This is a genomic window from Microbacterium sp. GW823-FHT02G05 (assembly GCF_058797175.1).
Genome location: NZ_JBXAJK010000001.1, coordinates 2,003,169 through 2,029,443 on the forward strand (window position 1 = coordinate 2,003,169; position 26,275 = coordinate 2,029,443).

25 protein-coding genes and 1 riboswitch are annotated in these 26,275 nt (G+C 67.3%); of the genes, 24 read left to right on the forward strand and 1 reads right to left on the reverse strand.

Going from position 1 to position 26,275, the window contains the following annotated elements; genetic code table 11:
• The first annotated feature begins 63 nt into the window (after window positions 1–63).
• From AC1REM_RS09770 to AC1REM_RS09790, 5 genes are all read left to right on the forward strand, one after another.
• On the forward strand, window positions 64–1,149 hold the full coding sequence (locus tag AC1REM_RS09770) for a histidinol-phosphate transaminase (protein WP_492514439.1): 1,086 nt from the start codon (window positions 64–66) through the stop codon (window positions 1,147–1,149).
• The gene (hisB, locus tag AC1REM_RS09775) at window positions 1,146–1,748 is read left to right on the forward strand and encodes an imidazoleglycerol-phosphate dehydratase HisB (protein ID WP_204939637.1); all 603 of its coding nucleotides are present in this window, start codon (window positions 1,146–1,148) and stop codon (window positions 1,746–1,748) included. Before AC1REM_RS09770 ends, hisB begins: the two co-directional genes overlap by 4 nt.
• Window positions 1,745–2,380, forward strand: coding sequence for an imidazole glycerol phosphate synthase subunit HisH (gene hisH / locus AC1REM_RS09780; RefSeq protein ID WP_492514440.1), 636 nt, complete (start codon window positions 1,745–1,747; stop codon window positions 2,378–2,380). Before hisB ends, hisH begins: the two co-directional genes overlap by 4 nt.
• Before the next feature lie 175 nt (window positions 2,381–2,555).
• Window positions 2,556–3,302 carry a bifunctional 1-(5-phosphoribosyl)-5-((5-phosphoribosylamino)methylideneamino)imidazole-4-carboxamide isomerase/phosphoribosylanthranilate isomerase PriA gene (gene priA, locus AC1REM_RS09785; protein ID WP_204939639.1) on the forward strand — a complete coding sequence of 249 codons (747 nt, stop codon included), beginning with the start codon at window positions 2,556–2,558 and terminating at the stop codon, window positions 3,300–3,302.
• A gap of 7 nt (window positions 3,303–3,309) precedes the next feature.
• Window positions 3,310–4,092 carry an SseB family protein gene (locus AC1REM_RS09790; protein WP_492514441.1) on the forward strand — a complete coding sequence of 261 codons (783 nt, stop codon included), beginning with the start codon at window positions 3,310–3,312 and terminating at the stop codon, window positions 4,090–4,092.
• 36 nt (window positions 4,093–4,128) lie between these two features.
• Here the strand turns inward: AC1REM_RS09790 and AC1REM_RS09795 are convergent, their stop codons facing one another.
• Window positions 4,129–4,521, reverse strand: coding sequence for a DUF1844 domain-containing protein (locus AC1REM_RS09795; RefSeq protein WP_378789127.1), 393 nt, complete (start codon window positions 4,519–4,521; stop codon window positions 4,129–4,131).
• Between the two features lie 190 nt (window positions 4,522–4,711).
• Here AC1REM_RS09795 and infC point away from each other — a divergent pair, with 190 nt between their 5' ends.
• The 19 genes from infC to AC1REM_RS09890 all read left to right on the forward strand — a co-directional run bounded on the left by infC (window position 4,712) and on the right by AC1REM_RS09890 (window position 25,971).
• Window positions 4,712–5,386 (forward strand): translation initiation factor IF-3, encoded by a 675-nt coding sequence (gene infC, locus AC1REM_RS09800; protein WP_492514442.1) that lies wholly within the window; start codon window positions 4,712–4,714, stop codon window positions 5,384–5,386.
• Window positions 5,387–5,458: 72 nt separating this feature from the next.
• Window positions 5,459–5,653 carry a 50S ribosomal protein L35 gene (rpmI, locus tag AC1REM_RS09805; protein ID WP_204939642.1) on the forward strand — a complete coding sequence of 65 codons (195 nt, stop codon included), beginning with the start codon at window positions 5,459–5,461 and terminating at the stop codon, window positions 5,651–5,653.
• Window positions 5,654–5,690: 37 nt separating this feature from the next.
• The gene (rplT, locus tag AC1REM_RS09810) at window positions 5,691–6,077 is read left to right on the forward strand and encodes a 50S ribosomal protein L20 (protein ID WP_492514443.1); all 387 of its coding nucleotides are present in this window, start codon (window positions 5,691–5,693) and stop codon (window positions 6,075–6,077) included.
• A gap of 117 nt (window positions 6,078–6,194) precedes the next feature.
• Window positions 6,195–7,007, forward strand: a complete 813-nt coding sequence (locus AC1REM_RS09815) for a TrmH family RNA methyltransferase (RefSeq protein ID WP_492514444.1) — start codon at window positions 6,195–6,197, stop codon at window positions 7,005–7,007.
• 87 nt (window positions 7,008–7,094) lie between these two features.
• Window positions 7,095–7,850, forward strand: coding sequence for an amino acid ABC transporter ATP-binding protein (locus AC1REM_RS09820; protein WP_492514445.1), 756 nt, complete (start codon window positions 7,095–7,097; stop codon window positions 7,848–7,850).
• Between the two features lie 63 nt (window positions 7,851–7,913).
• A complete protein-coding gene (locus AC1REM_RS09825) occupies window positions 7,914–8,834 on the forward strand; it encodes a glutamate ABC transporter substrate-binding protein (protein ID WP_454128022.1) in 921 nt (306 codons plus the stop codon).
• Between the two features lie 75 nt (window positions 8,835–8,909).
• Window positions 8,910–9,566, forward strand: a complete 657-nt coding sequence (locus tag AC1REM_RS09830) for an amino acid ABC transporter permease (protein WP_492514446.1) — start codon at window positions 8,910–8,912, stop codon at window positions 9,564–9,566.
• Entirely contained in the window at window positions 9,563–10,498 is a 936-nt protein-coding gene (locus AC1REM_RS09835; RefSeq protein WP_492514447.1) for an amino acid ABC transporter permease, read from the forward strand. Before AC1REM_RS09830 ends, AC1REM_RS09835 begins: the two co-directional genes overlap by 4 nt.
• Window positions 10,499–10,541: 43 nt before the next feature.
• Window positions 10,542–11,582, forward strand: coding sequence for a phenylalanine--tRNA ligase subunit alpha (gene pheS, locus AC1REM_RS09840; protein ID WP_204939649.1), 1,041 nt, complete (start codon window positions 10,542–10,544; stop codon window positions 11,580–11,582).
• Window positions 11,582–14,089: a phenylalanine--tRNA ligase subunit beta gene (gene pheT, locus AC1REM_RS09845; protein WP_492514448.1), complete on the forward strand. Its 2,508-nt coding sequence runs from the start codon at window positions 11,582–11,584 to the stop codon at window positions 14,087–14,089. The genes pheS and pheT overlap by 1 nt, the downstream gene beginning before the upstream one ends.
• Before the next feature lie 114 nt (window positions 14,090–14,203).
• Entirely contained in the window at window positions 14,204–15,178 is a 975-nt protein-coding gene (locus AC1REM_RS09850; protein ID WP_492514449.1) for an NAD-dependent epimerase/dehydratase family protein, read from the forward strand.
• A riboswitch (TPP riboswitch) is annotated at window positions 15,171–15,266 on the forward strand. It overlaps the preceding gene by 8 nt.
• The gene (locus tag AC1REM_RS09855; protein ID WP_492514450.1) at window positions 15,257–16,816 is read left to right on the forward strand and encodes a bifunctional hydroxymethylpyrimidine kinase/phosphomethylpyrimidine kinase; all 1,560 of its coding nucleotides are present in this window, start codon (window positions 15,257–15,259) and stop codon (window positions 16,814–16,816) included. (Overlaps the previous riboswitch by 10 nt.)
• A 225-nt stretch (window positions 16,817–17,041) precedes the next feature.
• Window positions 17,042–18,094 (forward strand): N-acetyl-gamma-glutamyl-phosphate reductase, encoded by a 1,053-nt coding sequence (gene argC / locus AC1REM_RS09860; RefSeq protein WP_492514451.1) that lies wholly within the window; start codon window positions 17,042–17,044, stop codon window positions 18,092–18,094.
• Complete coding sequence (gene argJ / locus AC1REM_RS09865) at window positions 18,091–19,248, forward strand: bifunctional glutamate N-acetyltransferase/amino-acid acetyltransferase ArgJ (protein ID WP_492514452.1); 1,158 nt, start codon at window positions 18,091–18,093, stop codon at window positions 19,246–19,248. The genes argC and argJ overlap by 4 nt, the downstream gene beginning before the upstream one ends.
• Window positions 19,245–20,156 (forward strand): acetylglutamate kinase, encoded by a 912-nt coding sequence (gene argB / locus AC1REM_RS09870; protein ID WP_492514453.1) that lies wholly within the window; start codon window positions 19,245–19,247, stop codon window positions 20,154–20,156. Before argJ ends, argB begins: the two co-directional genes overlap by 4 nt.
• Entirely contained in the window at window positions 20,153–21,400 is a 1,248-nt protein-coding gene (locus AC1REM_RS09875; RefSeq protein ID WP_492514454.1) for an acetylornithine transaminase, read from the forward strand. The genes argB and AC1REM_RS09875 overlap by 4 nt, the downstream gene beginning before the upstream one ends.
• The gene (gene argF / locus AC1REM_RS09880; RefSeq protein ID WP_492514455.1) at window positions 21,397–22,329 is read left to right on the forward strand and encodes an ornithine carbamoyltransferase; all 933 of its coding nucleotides are present in this window, start codon (window positions 21,397–21,399) and stop codon (window positions 22,327–22,329) included. The genes AC1REM_RS09875 and argF overlap by 4 nt, the downstream gene beginning before the upstream one ends.
• Entirely contained in the window at window positions 22,326–23,750 is a 1,425-nt protein-coding gene (gene argH / locus AC1REM_RS09885) for an argininosuccinate lyase (RefSeq protein WP_492514456.1), read from the forward strand. Before argF ends, argH begins: the two co-directional genes overlap by 4 nt.
• A 175-nt stretch (window positions 23,751–23,925) precedes the next feature.
• On the forward strand, window positions 23,926–25,971 hold the full coding sequence (locus AC1REM_RS09890; protein ID WP_492514457.1) for an alkaline phosphatase family protein: 2,046 nt from the start codon (window positions 23,926–23,928) through the stop codon (window positions 25,969–25,971).
• Window positions 25,972–26,275: the final 304 nt, after the last annotated feature.

Genomic DNA, 26,275 nt, shown 5'->3' on the forward strand with positions numbered 1-26,275 from the left:
GTGCCAGCATCCGTGGGCTGACACAGTGCGAAGCGGCCCATGGGCGCGGCCTACGATGGCAGGGTGACCGTTTCACTCGATGATCTCCCTCTTCGCGACGACCTTCGCGGTCTGCGCCCCTACGGCGCTCCGCAGGCGCCACTGCCTGTGGCGCTCAACGTCAACGAGAACACGCATCCGGTGCCTGAGGCGGTGGCGAGTGACATCCTCGACGACATCGCCGTCGCTCTGCGCGACGTGAATCGCTATCCGGATCGTGAGTTCACCACGCTCCGTGAAGGATTCGCCACGTACCTCGGACACAACCTGCAGGCAGAGAACATTTGGGCGGGCAACGGCTCGAACGAGGTTCTGCAGCACATTCTTCAGGCGTTCGCGGGCCCGGGGCGCACGGCCTTCGGATTCGGGCCGACGTACTCCATGTATCCGCTCCTCACGCAGGGAACCGGCGCGCGCTGGATCTCCGGCGTCAGGGACTCGGACTACTCGCTCACCGCAGAAGATGCCGCGGCGCAGGTGCGAGCGGCAGATGCCGACGTCATCATCCTCTGCGCGCCGAACAATCCGACGGGCACGCCCCTCGGTCTCGACGTCGTCGAAGCCGTGTACGAGGCGGCCCGCGGCATCGTGATCGTCGATGAGGCCTACCAGGAGTTCGCTCCGAGGGAATCACCTTCCGCACTGACACTGCTCCCTGGGCGCCCGCGCCTCGCGATCTCCCGGACGATGAGCAAGGCCTTCGCCTTCGCGGGTGCGCGGGTCGGGTACCTCGCGGCCGACCCGGCCTTCATCGACGCGTTGCGCCTCGTCCGTCTGCCGTATCACCTCAGCGCCCTGACGCAGGCGGCCGCGGTGGCCGCACTGCGGAACGCGCCGACGATGCTGTCGATGGTCGACGAGATCGTCGAGCAGCGTGATCGCATCTCCGCCACACTCGAAGCGCTGGGCTACACGCCACACGAGTCCTGGTCGAACTTCGTTCTCTTCGGGGGCGTGACCGATCCCGCAGCAACCTGGCGGGCGCTCTACGATCGCGGCGTTCTGATCCGCGATGTGGGCATCCCCGGACACCTCCGTGTCACGGCCGGGACCGAGGCCGAGACCACCGCATTCCTGGACGCTCTCGCCTCGATAGGATCAGCAGCATGACCGCTCGTACCGCCCGCCGCACCCGTTCCACCTCCGAGTCGACCGTGGAGCTCGAGCTCAACCTCGACGGCACCGGCGTCAGCGACATCCACACGACGGTTCCCTTCTTCGACCACATGCTCACCGCCTTCGCGAAGCACTCGCTGACCGACCTCACGGTTCGCGCGACGGGCGACACCCACATCGATGCTCACCACACGGTGGAAGACATCTCCATCGTGCTCGGCCAGGCGATTCGCGATGCGCTTGGCGACAAGGCAGGCATCTCTCGCTACGGCGACGCCCTCGTGCCGCTGGACGAGGCGCTCGCTCAGGCCGTCGTCGACATCTCGGGTCGCCCCTTCCTCGTGCACGAAGGTGAGCCCGCTGGCTTTGAGTTCCACCTGATCGGCGGTCACTTCACCGGATCGCTCGTGCGCCACGTCTTCGAGGCGATCACGCTCAATGCCGGTCTCACGGTGCACGTGCGCGTGATCGGCGGGCGCGATCCGCACCACATCGCCGAAGCCGAGTTCAAGGCGTTCGCGCGCGCATTCCGTCAGGCGAAGTCGATCGACCCACTGGTGCAGGGAATCCCCTCCACCAAGGGCGCGCTGTGAGCGAGCGTCCCAAGGTCGTCGTCTACGACTACGGCTCCGGCAACGTCCACTCGGCGGTCAAAGCTCTGATCGCGGCGGGTGCGGATGCGGAGCTCTCGAACGATCGCACGGCGGCGATGGAGGCCGACGGACTGCTCGTTCCGGGGGTCGGTGCGTTCGCGTCCGTGCGTGAGGCCCTTGCGGAGCATCGTGGCGAGGAGATCATCGGCCGACGCCTGGCGGGCGGACGCAAGGTGCTCGGAATCTGCGTCGGCATGCAGATCCTTTTCGAACACGGCGTCGAGCGCGGCGTGAACGTCGAGGGTCTCGGTGAATGGCCGGGTACGGTGACCGAGCTCGATGCGCCGGTACTGCCGCACATCGGTTGGAACACCGTCGAGCCAGGGGAGGGCAGCGTGCTCTTCCGCGGCATCGAGAACGAGCGTTTCTACTTCGTGCACTCGTATGCCGCCCAGCACTGGGAGCTCGACGTCATCCCGCCGTTCCCCGGCCCCGCACTGACCTGGACGACGTACGGTTCGCCGTTCCTCGCGGCCGTCGAGAACGGGCCTCTCTCGGCGACGCAGTTCCACCCGGAGAAGTCGGGGGATGCCGGCATTCAGCTGCTCCGCAACTGGATCGGCTCACTCTGACGCACAGGGGCCTTTTTTCGCTCGCGATGCGGGCGTACGCTGTGCCCTTGTGTCATCGTTTTGAAGCCCACGCGATAGCGGGCTACTCTCGGTTCTCGTGCCTCTCGGCGCGCCACCCCGACTTCCGCACCAGCGCGTGATGACCGCGCCGGGCGCTTTCTGATCAAAGGACGACATGAACGACTTCGCGTCAACCCCGGCCCTCACTCTGCTTCCGGCTGTCGATGTGGCCGGCGGCAAGGCCGTTCGCCTCACGCAGGGCGAGGCGGGCTCCGAGACGAGCTACGGAGATCCGATGGATGCCGCCGCAGAGTGGGCGGAGCAGGGCGCCGAGTGGATCCACCTCGTCGACCTGGACGCGGCGTTCGGCCGTGGCAGCAACACCGCCATCATCCGCAAGGTCATCAAGCAGTTCCGTGGGGTGAACGTCGAGCTGTCCGGTGGCATCCGCGACGACGCATCTTTGGAGGCGGCGCTGGACAGTGGCGCGGTGCGCATCAACCTCGGCACGGCGGCGCTGGAGAACCCCGAGTGGGCAGCAGATGTCATCGCACGCTATGGCGAGGCCATCGCCGTCGGTCTGGACGTGCGTGGGACCACGCTCGCCGCGCGCGGCTGGACGAAGGATGCCGGTGACCTCTGGACCGTCCTCGACCGGCTCGAGGATGCGGGGTGCAGTCGATACGTCGTCACCGACGTCACCAAGGACGGCACGCTGCGTGGCCCGAACCTCGAGCTTCTGCGCGAGATCGTGGGTCGCACCCCGAAGCCCGTCGTCGCTTCCGGCGGCATCGCGAACCTCGATGACATCGCCGCACTGCGTGAGCTCGTCCCGCTCGGCGTCGAGGGCGCGATTGTCGGTAAGGCGCTGTACGCGGGGGCCTTCACGCTCGCGGAAGCACTGGACGTCGCCGGAGACTGACTCCGCCATGACCAGTCACCACGACCATCACAGTCTCAACACCGGCGACTCCGCGGGCGTGCCCTGGGAGGGACGCCGCTTCGAGGAGAACACGAGGGCCGATGACGACGGCTCCGCCGACCCTGCACTGCTCGATGCGCTGATCCGTTTTCGCGCGGGGGAGGCGAGCGAGACCGAGGTCGTCGATGCGTTCCGTTCAGCGCGGGTACTCATCCCGCTGCTCGCGGAGAAGGGCGATGAGGGTGTTGGCCCGACCGGCTTGAAGGTCGACAAGACGCAGGAGCTCTCGATCGTCACGGTGTCTGCGCCCGACGGGCGTCGCGTGCAGCCCGTGTTCTCGTCTGTGGAGTCGATGTCCGCGTGGGATGCTCTCGCGCGTCCGATTCCGGTCGAGGCGCGCCGCGCGGCGCTGGCGGCGTCCGCGGAGCAGACCGACCTCATCGTGCTCGACCCAGGATCCGCGACGGAGTTCGTCGTGCGTCGCCCCGCCGTCTGGGCGGTCGCGCAGGAGCAGCCGTGGGAGCCGAGCCCGGTCTCGCCCGCCGTGTTCGCCGCGCTCCAGGAGAGTGTGGCCACCGAGATGTGGGTCATCGACGTCGCGGTGGTGCCCGGAGATCCGGATGCCCGTATGCACGGCCCAGAACTGATCGTGGTGCTGGAGCTCGTGGATGGACTGGAGCGGGAGCAGCTGGATGCCGTGCTGCAGCGTCTCGCGACCCGCTGGTCGGCGGATGACCGCATCGCGGTGCTCGTGGACTCGTTAACGGTCAAGCTCCGCCGCAGCATCTAGCCACGGCGGAGCTCTGAAGGCGTCGGGGATGGGCCGTCAGTTGACGGGACCGGTCCACTTCTCGCCGGGACCCTTGCCGATGGGGTCGGGAACGGTGGACGCCTCACGGAACGCCAGCTGCAGGGAGCGCAGCCCGTCACGAAGTGAACGAGCGTGCATGTCGCTGATCTCGGGAGCGCTGGCGGTGACCAGTCCGGCGAGAGCGTTGATGAGCTTGCGCGCTTCGTCGAGATCCATCTCCGCATCGGGGTCGTGGGCGAGGCCGACCTTTACAGCGGCAGCGCTCATGAGGTGAACGGCCGTGGTCGTGATGACCTCGACGGCGGGCACATCGGCGATGTCACGAGTTGCGGAGCTCGCTGCTTCTTCCTGACGCGCCCACTTCTCGTGGCGGTCGTCTGCGGACTCGTGCGCTGCCTGATTGGTCACTCTGCCTTGCTTTCTGTTAGACTTGTGCGGGCTCCGGGGCGTCATGCTCCGGACAGAAAGAGGATTCATTCCCACCCGCGCTTGCCGTTCCAGGCTACCGGGTCTTGCACTCCACCGGCGCGAGCCGGCAGAAAGGGTGCCAAGCCAGTGTCTGAAAGCTGGCGGGTGGGGCGATCCGATTTCGCCCGCAGTGTCTTCATCTAGGCATCGCGGTGGCCGAAACCCCTCACCTAAGGAGCACCGCATCAGCGATCCCCGTACCAATGAGCGCATCCGCGTCCCCGAGGTCCGCCTCGTCGGCCCCGCGGGTGAGCAGATCGGCGTCGTCCGCATCGAGGCCGCACTGCGCCTCGCGCAGGAAGCAGACCTCGACCTCGTCGAGGTTGCACCGAACTCCAAGCCGCCCGTGGTCAAGATCATGGACTACGGCAAGTTCAAGTACGAGGCTGCCCAGAAGGCGAAGGAAGCGCGTCGCAACCAGGCCAACACGATCCTCAAAGAGGTCCGCTTCCGCCTGAAGATCGAGGCGCACGACTACACGACCAAGCTCAAGCGCGCAGAGGGCTTCCTCCAGGCGGGCGACAAGGTCAAGGCCATGATTCTCTTCCGCGGTCGCGAGCAGTCGCGCCCGGAGCAGGGTGTGCGTCTGCTGCAGAAGTTCGCAGAAGACGTCGCCGAGTTCGGCACCGTCGAGTCCAACCCGACGATCGACGGCCGCAACATGGTCATGGTGGTCGCTCCGCTCAAGAACAAGTCCGAGGCGAAGGCCGAGCAGAACGCGGTGCGCGCAGCTGCGAAGAACGCCGCGCGCTCCGGTCAGAACGATGCAGCCCCCGAGGCCGCGTCGGCTGAAGACGCGGAGTGATCCGCCCCACAGACTCCCGCACCGCGGGTTGACAACGTCGCCTGAAGAGGCGCCACCACGAAGGAAGAGAAGATGCCGAAGCAGAAGACCCACTCGGGTGCCAAGAAGCGCTTCAAGATCACCGGCAGCGGCAAGCTGAAGAAGCAGCAGGCTGGCATGCGCCACAACCTCGAGCACAAGTCGAGCCGTCGCACGCGTCGTCTGAACCAGGACCAGGTTCTGTCCCCGGCAGACGCCAAGGTCGCAAAGAAGCTTCTCGGCCGCTGAAACGCGTCCGATCTTTTAGGAAGAGGAACAACACGTCATGGCAAGAGTCAAGCGGGCAGTAAACGCCCACAAGAAGCGTCGCGTCATTCTCGAGCGCGCTTCCGGTTACCGCGGTCAGCGTTCGCGTCTGTACCGTAAGGCCAAAGAGCAGGTCATCCACTCGCTGGTCTACGCGTACCGTGACCGTCGCAAGCGCAAGGGCGACTTCCGTCGTCTGTGGATCCAGCGCATCAACGCTGCGGCCCGTCAGAACGGCATCACGTACAACCGCTTCATCCAGGGCCTCGGCCTCGCGGGTGTCCAGGTCGACCGCCGCATGCTCGCAGAGCTCGCCGTGAACGAGCCCGCGACTTTCGCGTCGCTCGTCGCGACCGCGAAGAAGGCTCTTCCGGCCGACGTCAACGCACCGAAGTCAGCTGCGTAAGCGTCTCGCTCTTCCGAAGGGGCGCCCTCTCTTGAGAGGGCGCCCCTTCGTCGTCTCCGGTCGGCGCGCCTTGCGTGGCTCCCGAAGCGAGGTGGGCGGACTGCCTAAACTGGGGGAGTGCTGGAGAATCCTCGGTCCCCGCGTGTTCGCGCCGTTGCCAAGCTGACGAAGCGCGCTGCGCGCAGCGACACCGGTCTCTTCCTTCTGGAGGGGCCGCAGGCGGTTCGTGAAGCGCTGACGTATCGACCGGATGCGATCGTGGAGCTGTATGCGACGCCGCAGGGGTGGGAGAAGCATCCCGACATCCGCGATGCCGCGCAGGAGCACGGGGTGCGGGTCGACCTCGTCGCCGAGGACGTGCTGCGCGCGATGGCTGACACCGTCACGCCGCAGGGGCTGATCGCGGTGGCGCGTCAGACGCCGGCGTCTATGCGCGACATCTTCGCCGCGCGCCCGCAGCTGGTCGCGATCTGTGAAGAGGTGCGCGACCCCGGCAACCTGGGCACGATCATCCGGGCTGCGGATGCGGCGGGAGCGGATGCCATCGTGCTGACCGGTCGCACGGTCGATCCGTACAACCCGAAGGTGGTCCGTTCGACGACGGGATCCCTCTTCCACGTTCCTGTCTCCGTCGGAGGCGATCTCGCCGATGTCATCGAAGCGGCGCATCGCGCGGGAATGTCGGTCGTCGCGGCGGACGTCAAGGGTGACGATCTGCTCGCCGCCCGCGCGGAGGGGGCCCTGAGCGGTCCCACCGCGTGGCTGTTCGGCAACGAGGCCAGGGGGCTGGAGGACGCAGCCCTCACACTCGTCGATCGTGTGCTGAAGCTGCCGATCTACGGACGTGCGGAGTCGTTGAACCTCGCGACCGCGGCGAGCGTGTGCCTCTACGAGACAGCCTTCGCGCAGCGCGATCCCGCATCGAAATAGGTATCCCGGTATACCGTTCGGTTACATCTCGGTAACCTCGACGGGGCACTCTGGCGCGTTCTCTCCCGCCTCCATAGGTTGGGATGCATGGATGCACACAGTCGTGATTCCGCGCTCGTCGTCGTCGAGAACGTGCAAAAGCACTACGGCGACTTTCAAGCACTGACGAACATCAACCTCACGGTCGACAAGGGCGAGGTCGTCGTCGTCATCGGTCCCTCGGGCTCTGGCAAGTCCACTCTGTGCCGCACGATCAACCGCCTGGAGACCATCACCAGCGGAGCGATCCGCATCGACGGGCGAGAGCTTCCCGCCGAGGGACGCGGACTCGCCACCCTCCGTGCCGACGTCGGCATGGTCTTCCAGTCCTTCAACCTGTTCGCGCACCTCACGATCCTCGAGAACGTCACCCTCGGCCCGATCAAGGTGCGCGGAATGAAGAAGGCGGACGCAGAGAAGGAAGCAATGGCGCTCCTCGAGCGCGTCGGCGTCGCGCAGCAGGCCGCGAAGCTTCCCGCCCAGCTCTCCGGTGGCCAGCAGCAGCGCGTCGCGATCGCTCGCGCCCTCGCGATGCATCCGAAGGTCATGCTCTTCGACGAGCCGACCAGTGCGCTCGATCCGGAGATGATCAACGAAGTGCTCGACGTCATGGTCGGCCTCGCCAAGGAGGGCATGACGATGATCGTCGTGACTCACGAGATGGGCTTCGCCCGGAAGGCCGCGAACCGCGTCGTCTTCATGGCCGACGGTCAGATCGTCGAGGAGGCCACACCGGAAGAGTTCTTCACCAACCCGAAGAGCGCCCGCGCGAAGGATTTCCTCTCCAAACTTCTCACCCACTGAGCGCCCCCACCCAGGGTGCCCAGACGCAATGACCATCCTGAAGACCAAACGAAGGAGACGCACATGCGACGTACACGGACACTGGCAGGAATCGGGATCGCCGCAGCAGCGCTGCTCGCGCTGACCGCCTGCAACAGCGGATCGCCATCGGCGCCCGGAGGCGGCGATGCCACGGACGGTGGCGACACAGGGGGTGACACGGGCACCTGGTTCGAGGTCGCCACGGACGTCACGCTGGAGGGAAGTCCCACCTTCGATGCGATGAAGGAACGCGACGGCGTCGTCGTGGGCGTCAAGGAGGATCAGCCGAACCTCGGCTTCCTCGACGTGACGACGGGGGAGCGCACCGGCTTCGACATCGACATCGCCCGCTGGATCGCGGCATCCCTCGGCTTCAGCGAGGAGCAGATCGAGTTCAAGCCGATCGCCTCGGCGAACCGAGAGCAGGCGATCGTAAACGGCGACATCGACTACTACGTCGGAACCTACTCGATCAACGACAAGCGCAAGGAGCAGATCGACTTCGCGGGTCCCTACTTCATCACGGGGCAGGGACTGCTGGTCGCCGCTGATGCTCCGGAGGCCACCAAGCTCGAGGACTTCAACGGCAAGACCGTGTGCTCGGCGACGGGGTCGACGCCGATCCAGAACATCAAGGCGAACTTCCCTGAGATCAAGACGCAGGAGTACGACCTGTACTCGGCGTGTGTCGAGGACCTCCTCAACGGCAAGGTCGACGCGGTCACGACCGACCAGGCGATCCTGATCGGCTACGCCGCCCAGTACCCGGATGAGATCAAGGTCACCGGCGGGCTCTTCACGGAGGAGCGCTACGGTGTGGGCCTGCCGAAGGGTGATGACGCTCTGCGCGGATTCATCAACGACATGTTCACCGACGGCGGCGACATCTGGCAGGCGATCTTCGACAAGAACCTCGGTTCCTCGGGCATCAAGGTCAGCCAGCCGCAGGTCGACGCGTACTGACCGTCGTGGGGGTGACCGCTGATTCCAGCGGTCACCCCTGCTTCACCGCACGCCAACGCAGAAGGGGAGGGTGACGTGGACGTCATCTTCGGCAATCTCGACCTCTGGGGAGAGGCGATCGGCAACACGCTGCTCGTCTTCTTCGTCGGCGGTCTCATCGCCCTGGTGCTGGGGTTGATGGTGGGCGCGATGCGCGTCTCACCCGTGCCCATCGCCCGTGGGGTCGGCACGGTGTACGTCAACCTCGTCCGCAACACCCCCCTGACGCTGGTCTTCTTCTTCTTCGTGTTCGGATATCCCCAGCTGGGCCTTCCGGAGCTCTCGAACACGGTGCTCGGGATCCTGGCGATCGGGATCTACACGGCCACCTATGTGGCAGAGGTGCTGCGCGCGGGAATCAACACGGTGCCGGTCGGGCAGGCAGAAGCGGCTCGCGCGATCGGGTTGCCGTTCGGCCAGGTCATGACGCTCGTGATCCTGCCGCAGGCGTTCCGCTCGGTCGTTCCGCCGATGATGAGCGTGTTCATCGCGCTGCTGAAGAACACCACGGTTGCCGCTGGATTCTCGATCGCCGAACTGGCCGCTCTGCGGGCAACCATCAATGATGCCGCCGACCGCCCCGGCAACCCGATGGAGGTTCTGCTCTGGGTCGCGGTCGTGTTCGTGATCCTGGTGCTGGGTCTGAGCGCCGTGCAGCGAACGCTCGAGAATCGATGGAGGATCGCGCGATGACTTCCGTGCTCTATGACGTCCCGGGTCCGAGGGCGATCGCCCGCAACCGCATCCTGGCGGTCCTGACCGTCCTCGTCGTGCTCGCGGCGATCGGCTTCATCGTGTATCGGATGGCCGTGACCGGTCAGTTCTCGCCGGAGAAGTGGTACGTCTTCACCTTCACCAACGTGTGGAACGGCATCCTGCGTGCCCTCGGTGCGACGCTTGCTGCCTTCGGGCTCGCGGCGGTGCTCAGCGTGGTGCTCGGTTTCGTCCTCGCGATCGGGCGCCTGTCGGATCATGCGTGGGTGCGTGTACCGGTGACGATCATCACGGAGCTGTTCCGCGCCGTGCCGGTGCTCGTGTTCATGATGCTCCTGTACTACGGTCTGCCCGTCCTCGGGATCAGGATGGATCCGTACTGGGCAGTTGTGCTCGCGCTCATGGCCTACAACGGCTCGGTGCTCGCCGAGGTTCTCCGCGCCGGCATCGAGGCCCTGCCGCGGGGACAGAAGGAGGCCGGCTACGCGATCGGTCTCCGCAAGAGCGGCGTCATGCGGTTGATCCTGTTCCCGCAGGCGGTGCGCGCGATGCTGCCGGTGATCGTGGCGCAGCTCGTCGTGACGATGAAGGACACCGCCCTCGGTTTCATCATCACCTACCCCGAACTGCTCTACTACGCGAAGCAGCTCACGGCCCAGCAGGGGCGGCCGATCCTGCAGTCGGCGTTCGTCATCGGCGGCATCTACATCGTGATGTGTCTGATCCTCGCAGGCATCGCGAAATGGGTCGAGGTGCGCACGCGGCACTCACCGAAGGTGCGCGGATTCACCCCAGTCGACACAGATGGCGACCCACGGATCCACGAGGGTTCCACGGTGACCGAGGTCATCGCGCTGCAGAAGGGCGGGGGCAAGTTCGACGGCACCAACACCGCCGGTGGAGGGCAGTGATCGCGGCGGGATCGGGCCGGGACCCCCGGTAGACTCGGTTCTCGTGTCGGATGCTCCAGAAATCACCCCAGAAGCGGTAGAAGCCGCCGTCGCCGCGGCGATCGCCGCGATCGATGCCGCTACCACGACGACCGAACTCAAGGCGGCACGTGCCGCCCACGTCGCGGAGGGCTCGCCGCTTGCGGTTCTCAACGCGTCGATGCGTCAGGTCGCGCCGGAACACAAGGCCGCGTTCGGCAAGCTCGTCGGCCAGGGCCGCGGTCAGGTGACGAAGGCGCTCGCGGCGAAGGAAGAGCAGCTCGCTGCGGCCGAGGTCGCCGAGAAGCTTGAGGCGGAGCGCATCGATATCACGGCTGTCGCATCGCGCACCCGTGTCGGCGCGCGGCATCCGCTTACCCTTCTGCAGGACCAGGTCAGCGAGATCTTCGTCGGCATGGGATGGGAGATCGCCGAGGGGCCAGAACTCGAGCACGAGTGGTTCAACTTCGACGCCCTGAACTTCGATGTCGACCATCCGGCGCGTCAGATGCAGGACACGTTCTTCGTCGACCCGGCCGATCGTCACCTCGTGATGCGCACGCACACGAGCCCGGTGCAGGTGCGCTCGATGCTCGACCGTGAGGTGCCGATCTACGTGCTGTGCCCCGGCCGTGTGTACCGCACCGACGAGTTCGACGCCACGCACCTCCCGGTCTTCACCCAGTTCGAGGGTCTCGTGATCGACAAGGGCATCACGATGGCGCACCTCAAGGGCACGCTCGACCACTTCGCGAAGCTGCTCTTCGGCCCGGAGGCGAAGACGCGCTTCCGCACCAACTACTTCCCGTTCACCGAGCCGTCCGCCGAGCTCGACCTGTGGCACCCGACCTTCAAGGGCGGCGCGCGCTGGATCGAGTGGGGCGGATGCGGAATGGTCAACCCGAACGTGCTGCGCGCGGCGGGCATCGATCCGGAGGTCTACAGCGGCTTCGCCTTCGGGATGGGCATCGAACGCGGACTCATGTTCCGCAGTGATGTGAAAGACATGCGCGACATGGCCGAGGGTGATGTGCGCTTCAGCGAGCAGTTCGGGATGGTGGTGTGATGCGCGTCCCGCTTTCGTGGTTGCGTGAGTACGTCGAGGTCGCAGCGGATGCGACGCCGGACGATGTTCTGGCGTCCTTCGTGTCGGTCGGTTTCGAAGAGGAGGACATCCACCGCTTCGAGATCGAGGGACCCGTCGTCGTCGGACAGGTCGTCTCCTTCGAGGAGGAGCCCCAGTCGAACGGCAAGACGATCCGCTGGTGCCAGGTCGACGTGGGCGAGGCGAACGGCGGCGTCCGTGGCATCGTCTGCGGCGCTTCGAACTTCGCCGTCGGCGACAAGGTCGTGGCGACCCTTCCCGGTGCGGTGTTGCCCGGTCCTTTCCCGATCGCGGCACGCAAGACGTACGGCCATGTGTCAGACGGCATGATGGCCTCGGCTCGCGAGCTGGGTCTCGGCGAGGAGCACAACGGCATCATCGTGCTCGCCGACCTCGGAATCGATGCGCCGGTCGGCACGGATGCGATCGCGCTCCTCGGTCTCGATGACGTCGCGGTCGAGGTCAACGTGACGCCGGACCGCGGCTACGCGTTCTCGCTTCGCGGCATCGCCCGCGAGTACTCGCACGCCACGGGCGCGGAGTTCCGTGACCCCGCCGCGCGTGACTTCGCGGAGCTGGCGCCGGGCGCGGGTTTCGCGATCGTCGTCGACGATCAGCGGCCGATCCGCGGACGCGTGGGTGCGAGCGAGTTCGTCGCGCGGGCCGTCCGCGGCGTCGACCCTTCTCGACCGACTCCGCCATGGATGGTCGCACGTCTGACGCTTGCGGGCATGCGCTCGCTCGGAGTGCTGATCGACATCACCAACTACGTGATGCTGGAGCTCGGCAACCCCGTGCACGGCTACGACCTCGACAAGCTCTCCGGTGGCATCACGGTGCGTCGGGCGGCCTCGGGCGAGAAGATCGAGACTCTGGACGGCCAGGTGCGCACCCTGCACGTCGAGGACCTTCTCATCACGGACGAGTCCGGACCGATCGGCATCGCCGGTGTCATGGGCGGTGCGACGACCGAGATGACCGAGACGACGCGCAACGTGCTCATCGAGGCGGCGACCTTCGACCCGACCACGATCGCCCGCTCGGCGCGCCGTCACAAGCTGCCCAGCGAGGCGTCGAAGCGCTTCGAGCGCGGCGTCGACCCGCTCATTCCGTTCGTGGCCGCACGGCGCGTCGCCGATCTCATGGTCGAGTTCGCAGGCGGAACCCTGGACGAGCTCGGCGGCGCCGTGTTCGCGGAGGTCTTCATCGAGGGCATCCACCTGGCCTCCGGCTTCGTCGCAGGGCTCATCGGCGTCGACTACACGGCTGACGAGATCGTCGGGGCGCTGGAGACGATCGGCGCCGAGGTCACGGAGGAAGACGGCACCGGCTGGCACGTCATTCCGCCGAGCTGGCGACCGGATCTCACCGACAAGTGGACGCTCGCAGAAGAGGTCGCGCGCATCCACGGCCTCGACCGGATTCCTTCGGTGCTGCCGACACCGTCGGGCGGGCGCGGACTCACGCTCCTCCAGCAGGGGCGCCGACGTGTCGCGGACGCTCTGGCCGCGGCAGGCTTCGTCGAGACGCCGGCCTTCCCGTTCACGACCGACACGAGCAACGACCTGCACGGTTCGGCATCAGGGGAGCACCTGCCCAGCATCCGCCTGGCCAACGCTCTCGACGGCCAGGCCCCGTTCCTCCGGCGTTCGCTGATTCCGGGACTGCTGACGACCGCGCACCGCAACATCTCGCGCGGCATGGTCGACCTGGCGATCTTCGAGACCGGCACCGTCTTCCTTCCGGAACCCGGTGTGCAGTACGGCACCGCTGAGGTGCCGCCGCTCGGCGCACGGCCGTCGGATGAGGTGCTCGCGCAGCTGAACGCCTCGATCCCGCCGCAGCACCGCCACGTCGCCGTGCTGTTGACCGGCAACATCACCCCGCGACAGCCGGGTCGTGCGGCCGAGGCCGCAGGCCTGGCCGATGCCCTCGACGCGGTGCGAGTGATCGCCACCGCAGCGGGTGTCGACATCGACGTCGTGCAGGGCGAGCGCGCGGCGCTCCACCCGGGACGCACCGGCGTGCTGAGCGTGCGCGGTGAGGAGATCGGCTACGTGGGCGAGCTGCACCCGACGGTCGCCGCGGATGCAGACCTCCCTGCCCGGGCCGTCGTGCTCGAGTTGGATCTCGATCGCGTGCTGACCCTCGCCGGTGAGCGTGTCGTCGTCGAATCGCTCTCGACGTATCCTGCGGCGACGCAGGATGTCTCGCTCGTTGTGCCCGCGACGGTGCCCGCGGCCGACGTTCGCGCTGCTCTCGTCGAGGGAGCCGGCGCGTTGCTGGAATCGGTGCGTCTGGTCGACGACTACCGCGGTGAGGGCGTGCCGGCGGACGCGAAGAGCCTGAGCTTCGCCCTGCGCTTCCGTGCATCGGATCGCACGCTCACGGCGGCAGAGGCGTCAGAGGCGAAGCTCGCCGGTGTCGCCGTCGCGGCCGAGCGCTTCGGCGCCACGCTGCGCGAGTAGGTCGCGGAAGAACTGTGGAAGGCGGGCAGCCCGAGAGGGGGGCGTGCCCGCCTTTCCCGTGCGCCCACAGCGAACCCGCTTCCCTTGTGGGGCGGATGCTGATGGCATGGCGTCATGACGGACGTTCTCATCCTCGGCGGAACCGGATGGCTGTCGGGTCGCGTCGCCGCGGGGTGGGTGACGGCGGGCGCAGCGGTGACGTGTCTGGCGCGGGGCGCACGTCCGGTACCCGCCGGTGCCACGCTCATGCAGGCCGATCGTGACGATCCGGATGCCTATGCGGGGGTCGCCGGGCGAGAGTGGGACGAGGTGGTCGACATCTCCTCGCAGGCGTCGCACGTGGCGGCTGCCGTGCAGGCTCTCGGTGAGCGGGCGGCGCATTGGACGTACGTGTCGAGTGCCTCGGTGTACAGCGATGACGAGACGATCGGGGCGGATGAGTCGGCTCCGAGACATGCGCCTGCGCGCCCCGGAGACGAGTATGAGTACGGTGCGCAGAAGGTCGCCGCGGAGGATGCCGTCGCAGCGCTCGGAGACCGGGCGCTGATCGTGCGCCCCGGCCTCGTCGTCGGCGCGGGGGATCCGAGCGACCGGTTCGGATACTGGTCGGCGGCTTTCTCGCGCGCCGGTGCTGGCCCGGTCCTGCAGCCGGAGACGGACGGGCGCCGCGCACAGTTGATCGATGTCGAGGATCTCGCCCGCTACATCGTGGATACTCGTCACTCCGGTGTGGTCAACGCGATGGGGGATGTCCTGCCGTTGGGGGGCCTTCTCGCTCGCATCCGGACGATCGCCGGCCACACGGGTGACATCGTGACGGCACCGGACGAATGGCTGGTCGCCCGCGACGTGCAGTACTGGATGGGCGCCCGCTCGCTTCCGCTGTGGCTGCCGGCGGACATGCCGGGGTTCATGGCGCGCTCGAACACGCGCTTCACGCAGACCGGCGGCGTGCTGTCGCCGCTGGAGGTGACGATCGACCGTGTGCGTGCGGACGAGGAGGCGCGCGGCATCGATCGTGAGCGCCGGGCTGGGCTGACACGCGTCGACGAGAGGGAGCTTCTGCAGCGGATAGACTGCCCGCAGTGACACGGGGTGCCGCGCCATCGCGGCTGAGAACAGACCCGTCGAACCTGATCTAGTTCGTGCTAGCGAAGGGATGTCGCAATGAGCGATCGTCTGCGTGTGCCATCATCCGTCTCTGCCGCCCGCACGGGCGCGCCGTTCATTCCGCGAGTGCTCAGCATCGCGGGCAGCGATCCGTCCGGTGGGGCCGGGATCCAGGCCGATCTGAAATCCATCTCTGCCAACGGCGGATTCGGGATGGCCGCGCTGACCGCCCTGACCGCCCAGAACACGCAGGGGGTGCGCGATGTGCATGTGCCTCCGGTGTCGTTCCTCCGTGCGCAGCTGGAGGCGCTCGCCGAAGACATCCAGATCGATGCGGTCAAGATCGGGATGCTCGCTAACGAGGACGTCATCGTCGAGGTGGCGCGCTGGCTGGTGGAGGTGCGCCCCGGGGTCGTCGTGATCGATCCGGTCATGGTCGCCACGAGTGGGGACCGCCTGCTGGACCCTGCGGCGGAGGATGCGTTGCGCAGACTGCTGCCACTCGCGCACCTGGTGACGCCGAACCTGCGCGAGCTCGCAGTGCTGACCGGCCGAGAGATCGGTGAGGAGTGGGATGCGGCGCTGGATGCGGCGGAGCAGCTGTCGCTCGATCTCGGCACCGCCGTGCTCGTCAAAGGCGGGCACCTTGCCGGCGCCCACACTCCCGATGCCCTGGTCGATGCTGCTCGTGCGCTCCGGCAGGAGTTTCCCGGGGCGCGCATCGACACCACGCACACGCACGGGACCGGATGCTCTCTGTCATCGGCGCTGGCCACGCGTCGCGCGTCCGGCGAGGACTGGCCGACCGCCGTGGCCTCCGCGCGTACGTGGCTGCGGGAGTCTCTGGAAGCGGCAGACGAGCTGCAGGTCGGGAGGGGAAGCGGACCCGTTCATCACTTTGCGGGCCTGTGGGCGCGGGGGAGCGTGATGACGCGCCCCCAGGCCGAGCAGCTGGCCTCCGACTGGTGGGAGATCATCCGACCGATTCGTGACGGCATCGACGAGCTGCCCTTCATCCGTGCACTCGCGGACGGCACGCTCGCGCACGCGCCGTTCGTGTTCTACCTCGCACAGGACGCGCTCTACCTCCGGGAGTACGCCCGCGTGCTCGCGGAGGCGGCGCGCCTGGCCCCGACATCTGAGGAGCAGGCGTTCTGGGCGGGATCCGCACAGGGCGCGATCGCCGGGGAACTTGAGCTGCACGCGTCCTGGCTCACCCCCGCGCAGGGCATCACTGCCGAGACATTCGCCGCCGCGCAGGCTCCGGCAACCACCGCCTACCTCGACCACCTCCGTGCCACCGCGTTCGACGGCGACTACGCCGTGCTGATCGCCGCACTCCTGCCCTGCTTCTGGCTGTACTCCGATCTGGGGGAGCGCCTGCACGCGGGGGCTTTCGGCGAGTACGCGCGCGATCCGGAGCATCCCTACGCTTCCTGGCTCGCGACCTATGCCGACCCCGCGTTTGCAGAGTCCACCCAGCAGGCGGTCGCCTTCGTCGGGCGGGCCGCAGGATCCGCGAGCCCTGAGGTGCGAGAGCGGATGCTGCGCGCGTTCACCGCCGCGTCGCAGCACGAGCTCGCCTTCTTCGCTGCACCGCTCCCCGTCGCACTGTGACGGCGAGATGACGGTGTGATTTGCGCAGGCCGGGCGCGGCGCGTTATCGTCGCGGCATGCGCTCGGCCTCTCACACCGCTTCGACACTCGTCTCGAGTGTCGCTGGTGCGCGCCGACGTCAGGGCGGACGCCGACTCTAGGCGACCCCTGCGCTCCTGCCTTCGGCGGGATGAGTGCCGGTGTCGCCGCCCCGGTCCCTCCAGCTCCGACCGTTAAGGTAGATACATGACGTATTCCGTCGCCGTCTCCGGCGCATCCGGCTATGCGGGTGGCGAGATTCTTCGCTTGCTCGCTGGCCACCCCGACATCGAGATCCGCACAGTGACCGCGCATTCCAATGCCGGCCAGCCGCTCATCGAGCACCAGCCGCACCTGCGTTCGCTCGCACATCTCACGCTGCAGGACACGACGCCCGCGATCCTCGCCGGTCACGACATCGTGTTCCTCGCGCTGCCGCACGGCCAGTCCGGCCAGTACACCGACGCGCTCGGCGACACTCCGCTCGTCATCGACGCAGGAGCCGATCATCGCCTCACCTCGCAGGACGCGTGGGACGCCTTCTACGGCGGCGCATTCCACGAACCCTGGTCCTACGGCGTTCCGGAGCTTCTCGTCGACGGGACCAAACAGCGCTCCCACCTTGTCGGGGCGCGGCGCATCGCCGCTCCCGGATGCAACGCCTCGACGGTGAGCCTCAGCCTTGCGCCGGGCGTCGCCGCCGGCGTCATCGATCCGTCCGACATCGTGGCGGTCCTCGCCGTGGGTCCCTCCGGAGCGGGCAAGAGCGCGAAGACGAACCTGCTCGCGAGCGAGATCCTCGGTTCCGCGAACCCCTACGCGGTCGGCGGCACCCACCGCCACATCCCCGAGATCCGGCAGGCGCTCGCTGCGGCATCCGGCGTCGCCGACGATCGCATCCGGATCTCCTTCACTCCGGTTCTCGTGCCGATGTCGCGCGGAATCCTCGCGACCGTCACGGCACCGATCGTCGAGGGAATGAGCGACGTGCAGATCCGCGCGGCGTGGCAGGACGCCTACGGCGATGAGGCCTTCGTGCAGCTGCTGCCCGAAGGGCACTTCCCGCGCACGGCTGACGTGCTCGGCGCGAACACGGCCCTGATGGGCCTCGCGATCGACCGTGCGGCGAACCGTGTCACGGTCGTCACCGCGGTCGACAACCTCGTCAAGGGCACCGCGGGCGCGGCCGTCCAATCCATGAACATCGCGTTGGGTCTTCCCGAGGGCACCGCGCTCAGCACGAACGGAGTAGCCCCGTGAGCGTCACCGCCCCGCAGGGATTCGAAGCGGCCGGAGTCGCCGCAGGCCTCAAATCGACCGGCAGGCCCGACGTCGCCGTCGTCGTGAATCGAGGACCGCGGAAGGTCGGTGCCGCCGTGTTCACGAGCAACCGCGCCAAGGCCAACCCGATCCTGTGGTCGCAGCAGGTCGTCGCCGATCGCGTCGTCGAGGCCGTCGTCCTGAACTCCGGGGGAGCGAACTGCTTCACCGGCGAGTTCGGTTTCCAGACGACGCATCAGACGGCGGAGAAGGCTGCGGAGCTGCTGGGCATCAGCGCCGGCGACGTCGTGGTCTGCTCCACCGGGCTGATCGGCGTCGGCGACGAGACGTTCCGCGCCAATGTGCTGGCCGGCGTCGAGGCCGGCATCGCGGCGCTCAGCGCGGACGGCGGACAGAGCGCGGCCGAGGCGATCATGACGACCGATTCCGTCTCCAAGACGGCCGTGGTGCAGGGCGACGGCTGGACGATCGGCGGCATGGCGAAGGGAGCGGGCATGCTCGCACCGGGGCTCGCCACGATGCTCGTCGTGATCACGACCGACGCCGACCTCGAGGCTTCCGAGGCGGATGCACTGTTGCGTCGCGCGACGGGCGTGACGTTCGATCGCCTCGATTCGGACGGCTGCATGTCGACGAACGACCAGGTCACCCTCCTCGCGAACGGCGCATCGGGTGTCCGTCCCGATCTCGACGAGTTCGCGGCAGCGCTCACCGGGCTGAGCCAGGAGCTGGCACAGAAGCTGCAGGGCGATGCCGAGGGCGCCAGCCATGACATCACGATCGAGGTCCGCGGCGCTGCGAGCGAAGAGGACGCTGTCGAGGTCGGCCGCTCCGTCGCTCGCAACAACCTCTTCAAGGCCGCCATCTTCGGCAACGACCCCAACTGGGGCCGGGTGCTCGCCGCGATCGGCACGACCCGTGCCGATTTCGACCCCTACAACGTCGATGTCTTCATGAACGGCGTGCGCGTCTGCACGGCAGGCGGGCCCGATCGCCCGCGCGAGGAGGTCGACCTGACCCCGCGCGCGACGCACCTCGTCATCGACCTGCTGGTCGGCGAGGCGACCGCCACGATCCTCACCAACGACCTCACACACGACTACGTTCACGAGAACAGCGCATACGCCTCATGACCGACATCCAGGACACTCCCGCCGGAGTCGCCGCCGAGAAGGCGACGACCCTCATCGAGTCGCTGCCGTGGCTGAAGAAGTTCCGCGACCAGATCGTCGTCGTCAAGTACGGCGGCAACGCGATGGTCTCGGACGAGCTTCAGGACGCGTTCGCGCAGGACATCGCCTACCTCCGCTACGTCGGAGTGCAGCCGGTCGTCGTGCACGGCGGCGGCCCGCAGATCTCGAACATGCTGGACCGCCTCGCGATCCCCAGTGAGTTCAAGGGTGGCTACCGTGTCACGAACACCGAGGCCATCAGCGTGGTGCGGATGGTGCTGACCGGACAGGTCAACCCGCAGCTGGTCGGCAAGATCAACTCGCACGGCCCGATCGCCACGGGGCTCAGCGGCGAGGACGCCGGCCTCTTCGGCGGACGCCGCCGCGGTGTCATCGTCGACGGCGAAGAGGTCGATCTCGGTCGCGTCGGCGACGTCGTGCAGGTCGACCCGACGCCGGTACTCGATCACCTGGCCGCGGGTCGCATCCCGGTCGTCTCGAGCATCGCACCCGACCTCGACAACCCCGGACAGTCGCTCAATGTGAATGCGGATGCGGCTGCCGCCGCGCTCGCGGTCGCGCTCGGTGCGGTGAAGCTCGTGATCCTGACGGACGTGCCCGGCCTCTATGCGGACTGGCCGAACCGTGACTCGCTCGTGTCGCATCTGACCTCCGAGGAGCTCACCGAGATGCTGCCGCGACTGGAGTCCGGCATGATCCCGAAGATGCGCGCCTGCCTGGACGCTGTCGAGCAGGGCGTCAACGCGGCGGCCATCATCGATGGGCGTGTACCGCACTCGGTGCTCGTGGAGCTGTTCACCAGCAAGGGAATCGGAACTGAAGTTGTTGCAGGAAAGGCAGTGAGATGAGCGGTTGGCAGGATGACGCGCAGCGCGACCTGATCAAGAATGTCGGCCCGCGGATGGAGCTGCTCACCCGCGGTGAAGGCGCCCACGTGTGGGACGGCGACGGACGTCGCTACCTGGACTTCCTCGCCGGTATCGCGGTGAACTCGCTCGGCCACGCGCACCCCGTTTTCGTCGAGGCGATCTCCCGCCAGGCGGCGACGCTGGTGCACATCTCGAACTACTTCGCGTCCCCGCCGCAGCTTGCGCTGGCTGCACGTCTCAAGCGCCTGGCTGGCACGGGCGAGGAGGGGCGGGTCTACTTCTCGAACTCGGGCGCCGAAGCCAACGAGGCCGCTTTCAAGCTCGCCCGTCTGCACGGCGGCGCGGCGCGGCCGCGCATCATCGCGCTCGACAATGCCTTCCACGGTCGCACGATGGGTTCCCTCGCGATGACCGCCAAGCTGGCGATGCGCGAGCCTTTCCTCCCGATGCCCGGTGGCGTCGAGCACATCCCGGCGACGATCGAGGCGCTCGAAGCCGCGATCGATGACACCGTGGCTGCTGTCATCGTCGAGCCGATTCAGGGCGAGGCGGGCGTCGTCGAACTCCCTGAGGGATACCTCGCCGCAGCACGCGCGCTGACCACGAAGCACGGCGCGTTGCTGATCATCGATGAGATCCAGACCGGCGCCGGACGCACCGGTGCGTGGTTCGGCTACCAGCACGAGGGCATCGTGCCCGACGCGATCACCCTGGCGAAGGGCATCGGCGGCGGGTTCCCGATCGGCGCGATCGTGACGTACGGGGCAGCCAGCCAGCTGTTCACTCCGGGAAGCCACGGTTCCACCTATGGGGGCAACCCGCTGGGTACGGCTGTGGCCGATGCTGTCCTCGGAGAGATCGAGAACGCGGGACTCGTCGAGAACGCCGCTCTTCGCGGCGCCCAGGTGCGGACGGCCATCGAGGAGATCGGATCCCCGCTCGTCGTCGGCGTGCGAGGCCGCGGTCTGCTGATCGGTGTCGCCCTTGCGTCACCGGTCGCCGGCGAGATCGTCGCTGCCGCACAGCGTCTCGGACTGATCGTCAATGCGGCGAACCCGTCGACGGTGCGAATCGCACCCCCGCTCAACATCGGTGACGCCGAGATCGCGGAATTCCGCACACTCTTCACTGCCGCACTCGCCGAGGTCGAGGCTTCCACGCCCGCCGCAGCATCATCCTCGACCGGCGCCACGGCTGCCGACTCCGGAAAGGTCCCCGCATGACGCGCCATCTCCTTCGCGACGACGATCTGACGTCGGCCGAGCAGACCGAGATCCTCGATCTGGCCCTCGAGCTGAAGAAGGATCGTTTCGCCAACAAGGCCCTCGCGGGTCCGCAGACGGTCGCCGTCATCTTCGATAAGTCTTCGACGCGTACCCGCGTGTCCTTTGCGGTGGGAATCGCGGATCTCGGCGGCTCGCCGCTGATCATCTCGACCGCGAGCAGCCAGCTCGGCGGCAAGGAGACTCCCTCCGACACCGCCCGGGTGCTCGAGCGTCAGGTCGCTGCGATCGTCTGGCGCACCTACGCGCAGTCGGGCCTGGAAGAGATGGCGGCGGGCACGCGCGTCCCCGTGATCAACGCGTTGTCGGATGACTTCCACCCGTGTCAGCTGCTGGCTGATCTGCTCACAATTCGCGAGCACAAGGGCGAGCTCAGAGGGCTCACGCTGTCGTTCTTCGGTGATGGCCGCAGTAACATGGCGCACTCCTATGTTCTGGCGGGCGTGACCGCCGGCATGCACGTGCGGGTCGCATCGCCCGTCGAGTATGCGCCGCGTGCCGACGTCGTGGCCGCCGCGCGGGCACGCGCAGCGGAGACCGGCGGATCCATCACGCTCCTCACCGACCCTCAGGAAGCGGCGGTCGGCGCGGATGTCGTCGTCACGGACACCTGGGTCTCGATGGGCAAGGAAGAAGAGAAGATCGCGCGCCTGCGCGACCTCGGCCGCTACAAGGTCACGACGGAGACGATGAGCCTCGCCGATCCGGAAGCGATCTTCATCCACTGCCTTCCCGCAGACCGCGGCTACGAGGTCGACACGGACGTGATCGACGGACCGCAGAGCGTCGTCTGGGATGAGGCCGAGAACCGTCTGCACGCGCAGAAGGCTCTTCTGGTGTGGCTGCTCGGGAAGCAGGACGAGAAGTGAGCGGCACCGGCGGAACGAACGAGGGCGCACTCTGGGGTGCGCGCTTTGCAGGCGGACCCGCACCCGAACTCGTCGAGCTCAGTCGATCCACGCACTTCGACTGGATTCTCGCGCCGTATGACATCGCAGGATCCCACGCGCACGCCAAGGCGCTCGCGGCCGCCGGCTACCTCGAACCCGAGGAAGAGCAGCGGATGCACGAGGGCCTTGACGCCGTCGCGCGTGCCGTGGCGGATGGCTCGCTGCGGCCGCAGCCGGGCGATGAGGATGTGCATGGAGCGCTGGAGGCAGCGCTCATTGCGGAGCTCGGTCCGGAACTCGGCGGACGCCTTCGCGCCGGTCGCAGTCGCAACGATCAGATCGCGACGCTCGTGCGCATGTACCTTCTCGATCACGCGCAGGTGATCGCGCGTGACATCCTGCGCCTCATCGATGCCCTCGTGGCCCAGGCGGAGGCGCACCCGGGTGCGATCCTTCCGGGACGCACGCACCTCCAGCACGCACAGCCCGTCTTGCTGGCGCATCATCTCCAGGCCCACGGGTGGCCGCTCGTGCGCGAGCTCGAGCGACTTGTCGACTGGCGTGCACGTGCGGTGGTCTCGCCGTACGGTGGGGGAGCGTTGGCGGGCTCCACGCTGGGCCTCGACCCGGAACTCGTCGCACGGGAACTCGGGCTGGATCGTCCGGCCGAGAACTCCCTCGACGGCACCTCGGCACGCGACGTCGTCGCGGAGTTCGCCTTCATCTCGGCGATGATCGGCGTCGACCTCTCGCGTCTGTCCGAGGAGATCATCCTCTGGAACACCCGCGAGTTCGGCTTCGTGACCCTCGACGACGGCTACTCGACGGGGTCGAGCATCATGCCGCAGAAGAAGAATCCCGACATCGCCGAGCTCGCGCGAGGCAAGTCGGGGCGTCTGATCGGCAACCTCTCCGGCCTTATGGCGACGCTCAAGGGGCTTCCGCTCGCGTATAACCGGGATCTGCAGGAAGACAAGGAACCGGTCTTCGACTCGGTGCAGACGCTTGAGGTCGTCCTGCCTGCGTTCACGGGCATGGTCGCGACGCTGCGCTTCGACACCGACCGCATGGCCGAGCTTGCACCGCAGGGATTTTCGCTCGCAACGGACGTTGCCGAGTGGCTCGTCAAGCAGCGCGTGCCGTTCCGGGATGCCCACGAGATCTCCGGCGCGCTCGTTCGCGCCTGTGAGGAAGCCGGAATCGGACTTGAGGACGCGTCGGATGAACTGCTCTCTCAGGTGTCGTCGCATCTCACTCCCGCCGTTCGAGAGGTTCTGAGCATCGAAGGCTCGGTGGCCTCCCGCACGGGAGCGGGTGGCACGGCACCGATTCGTGTCACGGAGCAGCGCGCCGGGCTGGTCGCTCGTGCACAGGCTGCCGCGCACGCGCTGGGGCTCTGACTCCGCACAGTTTCAGCAGCTCATTCACCCCGGCTCCCTGCACAGCGGAGGGACCGGGGTGAATAGCATCCGAACGTATGTCGACAACTCCTTGATTTCATGAAGTTGTATACCCTTCTCCGGTGAGACTGGGATCGCGGTACTCCTCCGCAATCCCAACCTCACGGAGATGAAAATGCCCCGGTTTCGACGTGCGCTCGGCGCGACCTCGACGACGCTGATCGCTGCAGGACTCGCAGTCGCTGCGCCCTCTGCAGCGCAGGCCGCCGAATACAAGGAACTGCCTGACGGAACGCACACCACCAAGACGCTGGTCATCGGGATCGATGGCGCAAGCTTCGACTTCATGGCGCCCGAGTCCATGCCGAACCTGACCTCCCTGCGCACCAACGGCATGACGGCTGTCAGCAACCTCTTCGCCAACCCGATGGCGGGCACGATCTCAGGCGCAGGATGGTCGACGATCGCGACGGGCGTCTGGCCCGACAAGCACAACGTCGTGGACAACAGCTTCGCCGACCCTCGCTATGACGAGTACCCCGACTACCTGACGCGGATCGAGGTCGCCGATCCGGCGGCGTCGAACCTTGTGGTGGGCACGTGGGGGCCCATCTCCCAGCAGGTGTTCGGGCCTGCGGTCGACCTGCGGGTCGCGGGTGGCAACGACGCGGGCACCACGCAGACGGTCGTCGACTACTTGAGCACGGGGAATCCCGACAACGTGTTCGTGCACCTCGACGAGGTGGATGGCGCAGGGCACTCCGTGGGCACCAACGGACCTGCCTACGCGGAAGCGCTGCAGCGTGCAGATGCGCAGATCGGCGAGATGCTCGCTGCGATCGAGGCCCGTGCGACGGCGGAGTCGGAGGACTGGCTCGTCGTCGTCACATCCGACCACGGCCACCGCCCGACCGGTGGGCATGGTGGGAACACCGCGGCGGAACGGCGCACCTTCGTGATCGCCGCGGGCGCAGGCATCCCGGCCGGTGTCGAACGCCATGACACCAAGCTGGTCGAGATCGCCCCGATGGTGCTGCAGGCGAATGGCATCTCGATCGACGGCGGTTGGGACCTTGACGGCCACACGATCGACACGCTCGTCGCTGACGACTTCGATGCGCTGCGACCGGTGCTGCGGACTCAGGTGGATGAGACCCGTCCGGGCGCGAGCACACTGGGCTGGACGAACGAGACACCGGAGGGGTGGAGCATCGACAACTCGCGGATGCCCGCGGGCGGTGTCACCGAGTGGAGTGGATGGAGCTTCGCGACGGATGAGTTCTGGACCGGGGTGGAAGCCGGCCAGATGCGTGAGACGAGTGTTCGCAACCGCGATGTGTTCGCGGTCGCGGACTCGGACGAGTGGGACGATCGCTCGCACGCTCCCGGTCCCTTCGACTCGACGCTGAACTCACCCGCCTGGGCTCTGAACGGTGCGGCGACCGCGACGCTGTCGTACGCGACGAACTACTTCATCGACGGACCGCAGACCGCCGACGTGCGTGTGAGCTTTGATGGTGGCGAGCCGCAGTCGCTCAAGACCTACAAGGTCGACACCAACCGCGTCGAGAATCTGAGCTTCGAGGTGCCGGCCGGTGCGACGACCGCGCAGGTCTCCTTCCACTACACCGGGCAGAACAGCGCGTTCTGGACGATCGACCAGGTGGTGCTCGTGCAGGAGGAGCCTCCCGCACCGATCGTTCCGGTCGCACCGACCGGCCTTTCGGTCCTCGCAGGGGATGGCTCGCTCCGCGCGAGCTGGCAGGCGTCGGTGAGCGAGGTCGACGTGACGGGATACACGGTGACGGCTGTACCCGTTGTCGACGTGAACGCTCGCGCGGAGTCGGCGACCTGCGCGACGACGGGGGAGACGACCTGCGAGATCGTCGGTCTCCGCAATGGAACTCCTTACTCGGTGACGGTTCGTGCACACGGCGCGGAAGGTGACTCCGTCGAGTCGGCAGCCTTCGGCCCCGTGACGCCGGTGGCCGTGGACCCGGAGACGCCGGGAACAGAGATCCCGGGTACCGGGACTCCCGGGGGAGAGGGCTCGGGTACGGGCCACTCCGCAGGGGCCGGCGGATCCGATGCGGGCAGCTTGGCGACGACGGGTGCGGATCCGCTTCCGCTGATCCTTCTCGGCAGCGGCGTCCTCGTCATCGGCGCACTTGCCACCGTCGTGGGCCTTCGTCGTCGGAGTGCGATGGACACCGTCGAGTAGAAGCGCGACTCGGCGGGGAGGGTTGCGAGCGGACCTTGCCGCATCACTCCACGTCGTGCACAGAAGAGGCGATGATCCGATCGGGGTCGTCGCCTCTTCGGCGGTGGGAGTCCCCAGCGCTCCTTTTGTCCTCACGCGCGTGCTTCCTGAGAGGCATGCGGCGACACGCCCGGCGGGGTGGGTTGATTTGTGGGTTGGTGGGGTTGCGCGTAAGTTATTACTTGTTCGCCCCACAGGGAAGCGGAAGGGCCGGAAGGCCTCACTCCCCTCATGCTGGCGGACAGCCCACCACACTTCGAAGCCT

What these genes read in the sequence shown, in the direction of transcription:
- hisB (WP_204939637.1), top strand. Translation starts at nt 1,146, where the DNA reads ATGACCGCTCGTACCGCCCGCCGCACCCGTTCCACCTCCGAGTCGACC.
- priA (WP_204939639.1), top strand. Translation starts at nt 2,556, where the DNA reads ATGAACGACTTCGCGTCAACCCCGGCCCTCACTCTGCTTCCGGCTGTC.
- AC1REM_RS09790 (WP_492514441.1), top strand. Translation starts at nt 3,310, where the DNA reads ATGACCAGTCACCACGACCATCACAGTCTCAACACCGGCGACTCCGCG.
- rpmI (WP_204939642.1), top strand. Translation starts at nt 5,459, where the DNA reads ATGCCGAAGCAGAAGACCCACTCGGGTGCCAAGAAGCGCTTCAAGATC.
- rplT (WP_492514443.1), top strand. Translation starts at nt 5,691, where the DNA reads ATGGCAAGAGTCAAGCGGGCAGTAAACGCCCACAAGAAGCGTCGCGTC.
- AC1REM_RS09820 (WP_492514445.1), top strand. Translation starts at nt 7,095, where the DNA reads ATGGATGCACACAGTCGTGATTCCGCGCTCGTCGTCGTCGAGAACGTG.
- AC1REM_RS09825 (WP_454128022.1), top strand. Translation starts at nt 7,914, where the DNA reads ATGCGACGTACACGGACACTGGCAGGAATCGGGATCGCCGCAGCAGCG.
- AC1REM_RS09835 (WP_492514447.1), top strand. Translation starts at nt 9,563, where the DNA reads ATGACTTCCGTGCTCTATGACGTCCCGGGTCCGAGGGCGATCGCCCGC.
- pheT (WP_492514448.1), top strand. Translation starts at nt 11,582, where the DNA reads ATGCGCGTCCCGCTTTCGTGGTTGCGTGAGTACGTCGAGGTCGCAGCG.
- AC1REM_RS09850 (WP_492514449.1), top strand. Translation starts at nt 14,204, where the DNA reads ATGACGGACGTTCTCATCCTCGGCGGAACCGGATGGCTGTCGGGTCGC.
- AC1REM_RS09855 (WP_492514450.1), top strand. Translation starts at nt 15,257, where the DNA reads ATGAGCGATCGTCTGCGTGTGCCATCATCCGTCTCTGCCGCCCGCACG.
- argC (WP_492514451.1), top strand. Translation starts at nt 17,042, where the DNA reads ATGACGTATTCCGTCGCCGTCTCCGGCGCATCCGGCTATGCGGGTGGC.
- argB (WP_492514453.1), top strand. Translation starts at nt 19,245, where the DNA reads ATGACCGACATCCAGGACACTCCCGCCGGAGTCGCCGCCGAGAAGGCG.
- AC1REM_RS09875 (WP_492514454.1), top strand. Translation starts at nt 20,153, where the DNA reads ATGAGCGGTTGGCAGGATGACGCGCAGCGCGACCTGATCAAGAATGTC.
- argF (WP_492514455.1), top strand. Translation starts at nt 21,397, where the DNA reads ATGACGCGCCATCTCCTTCGCGACGACGATCTGACGTCGGCCGAGCAG.
- AC1REM_RS09890 (WP_492514457.1), top strand. Translation starts at nt 23,926, where the DNA reads ATGCCCCGGTTTCGACGTGCGCTCGGCGCGACCTCGACGACGCTGATC.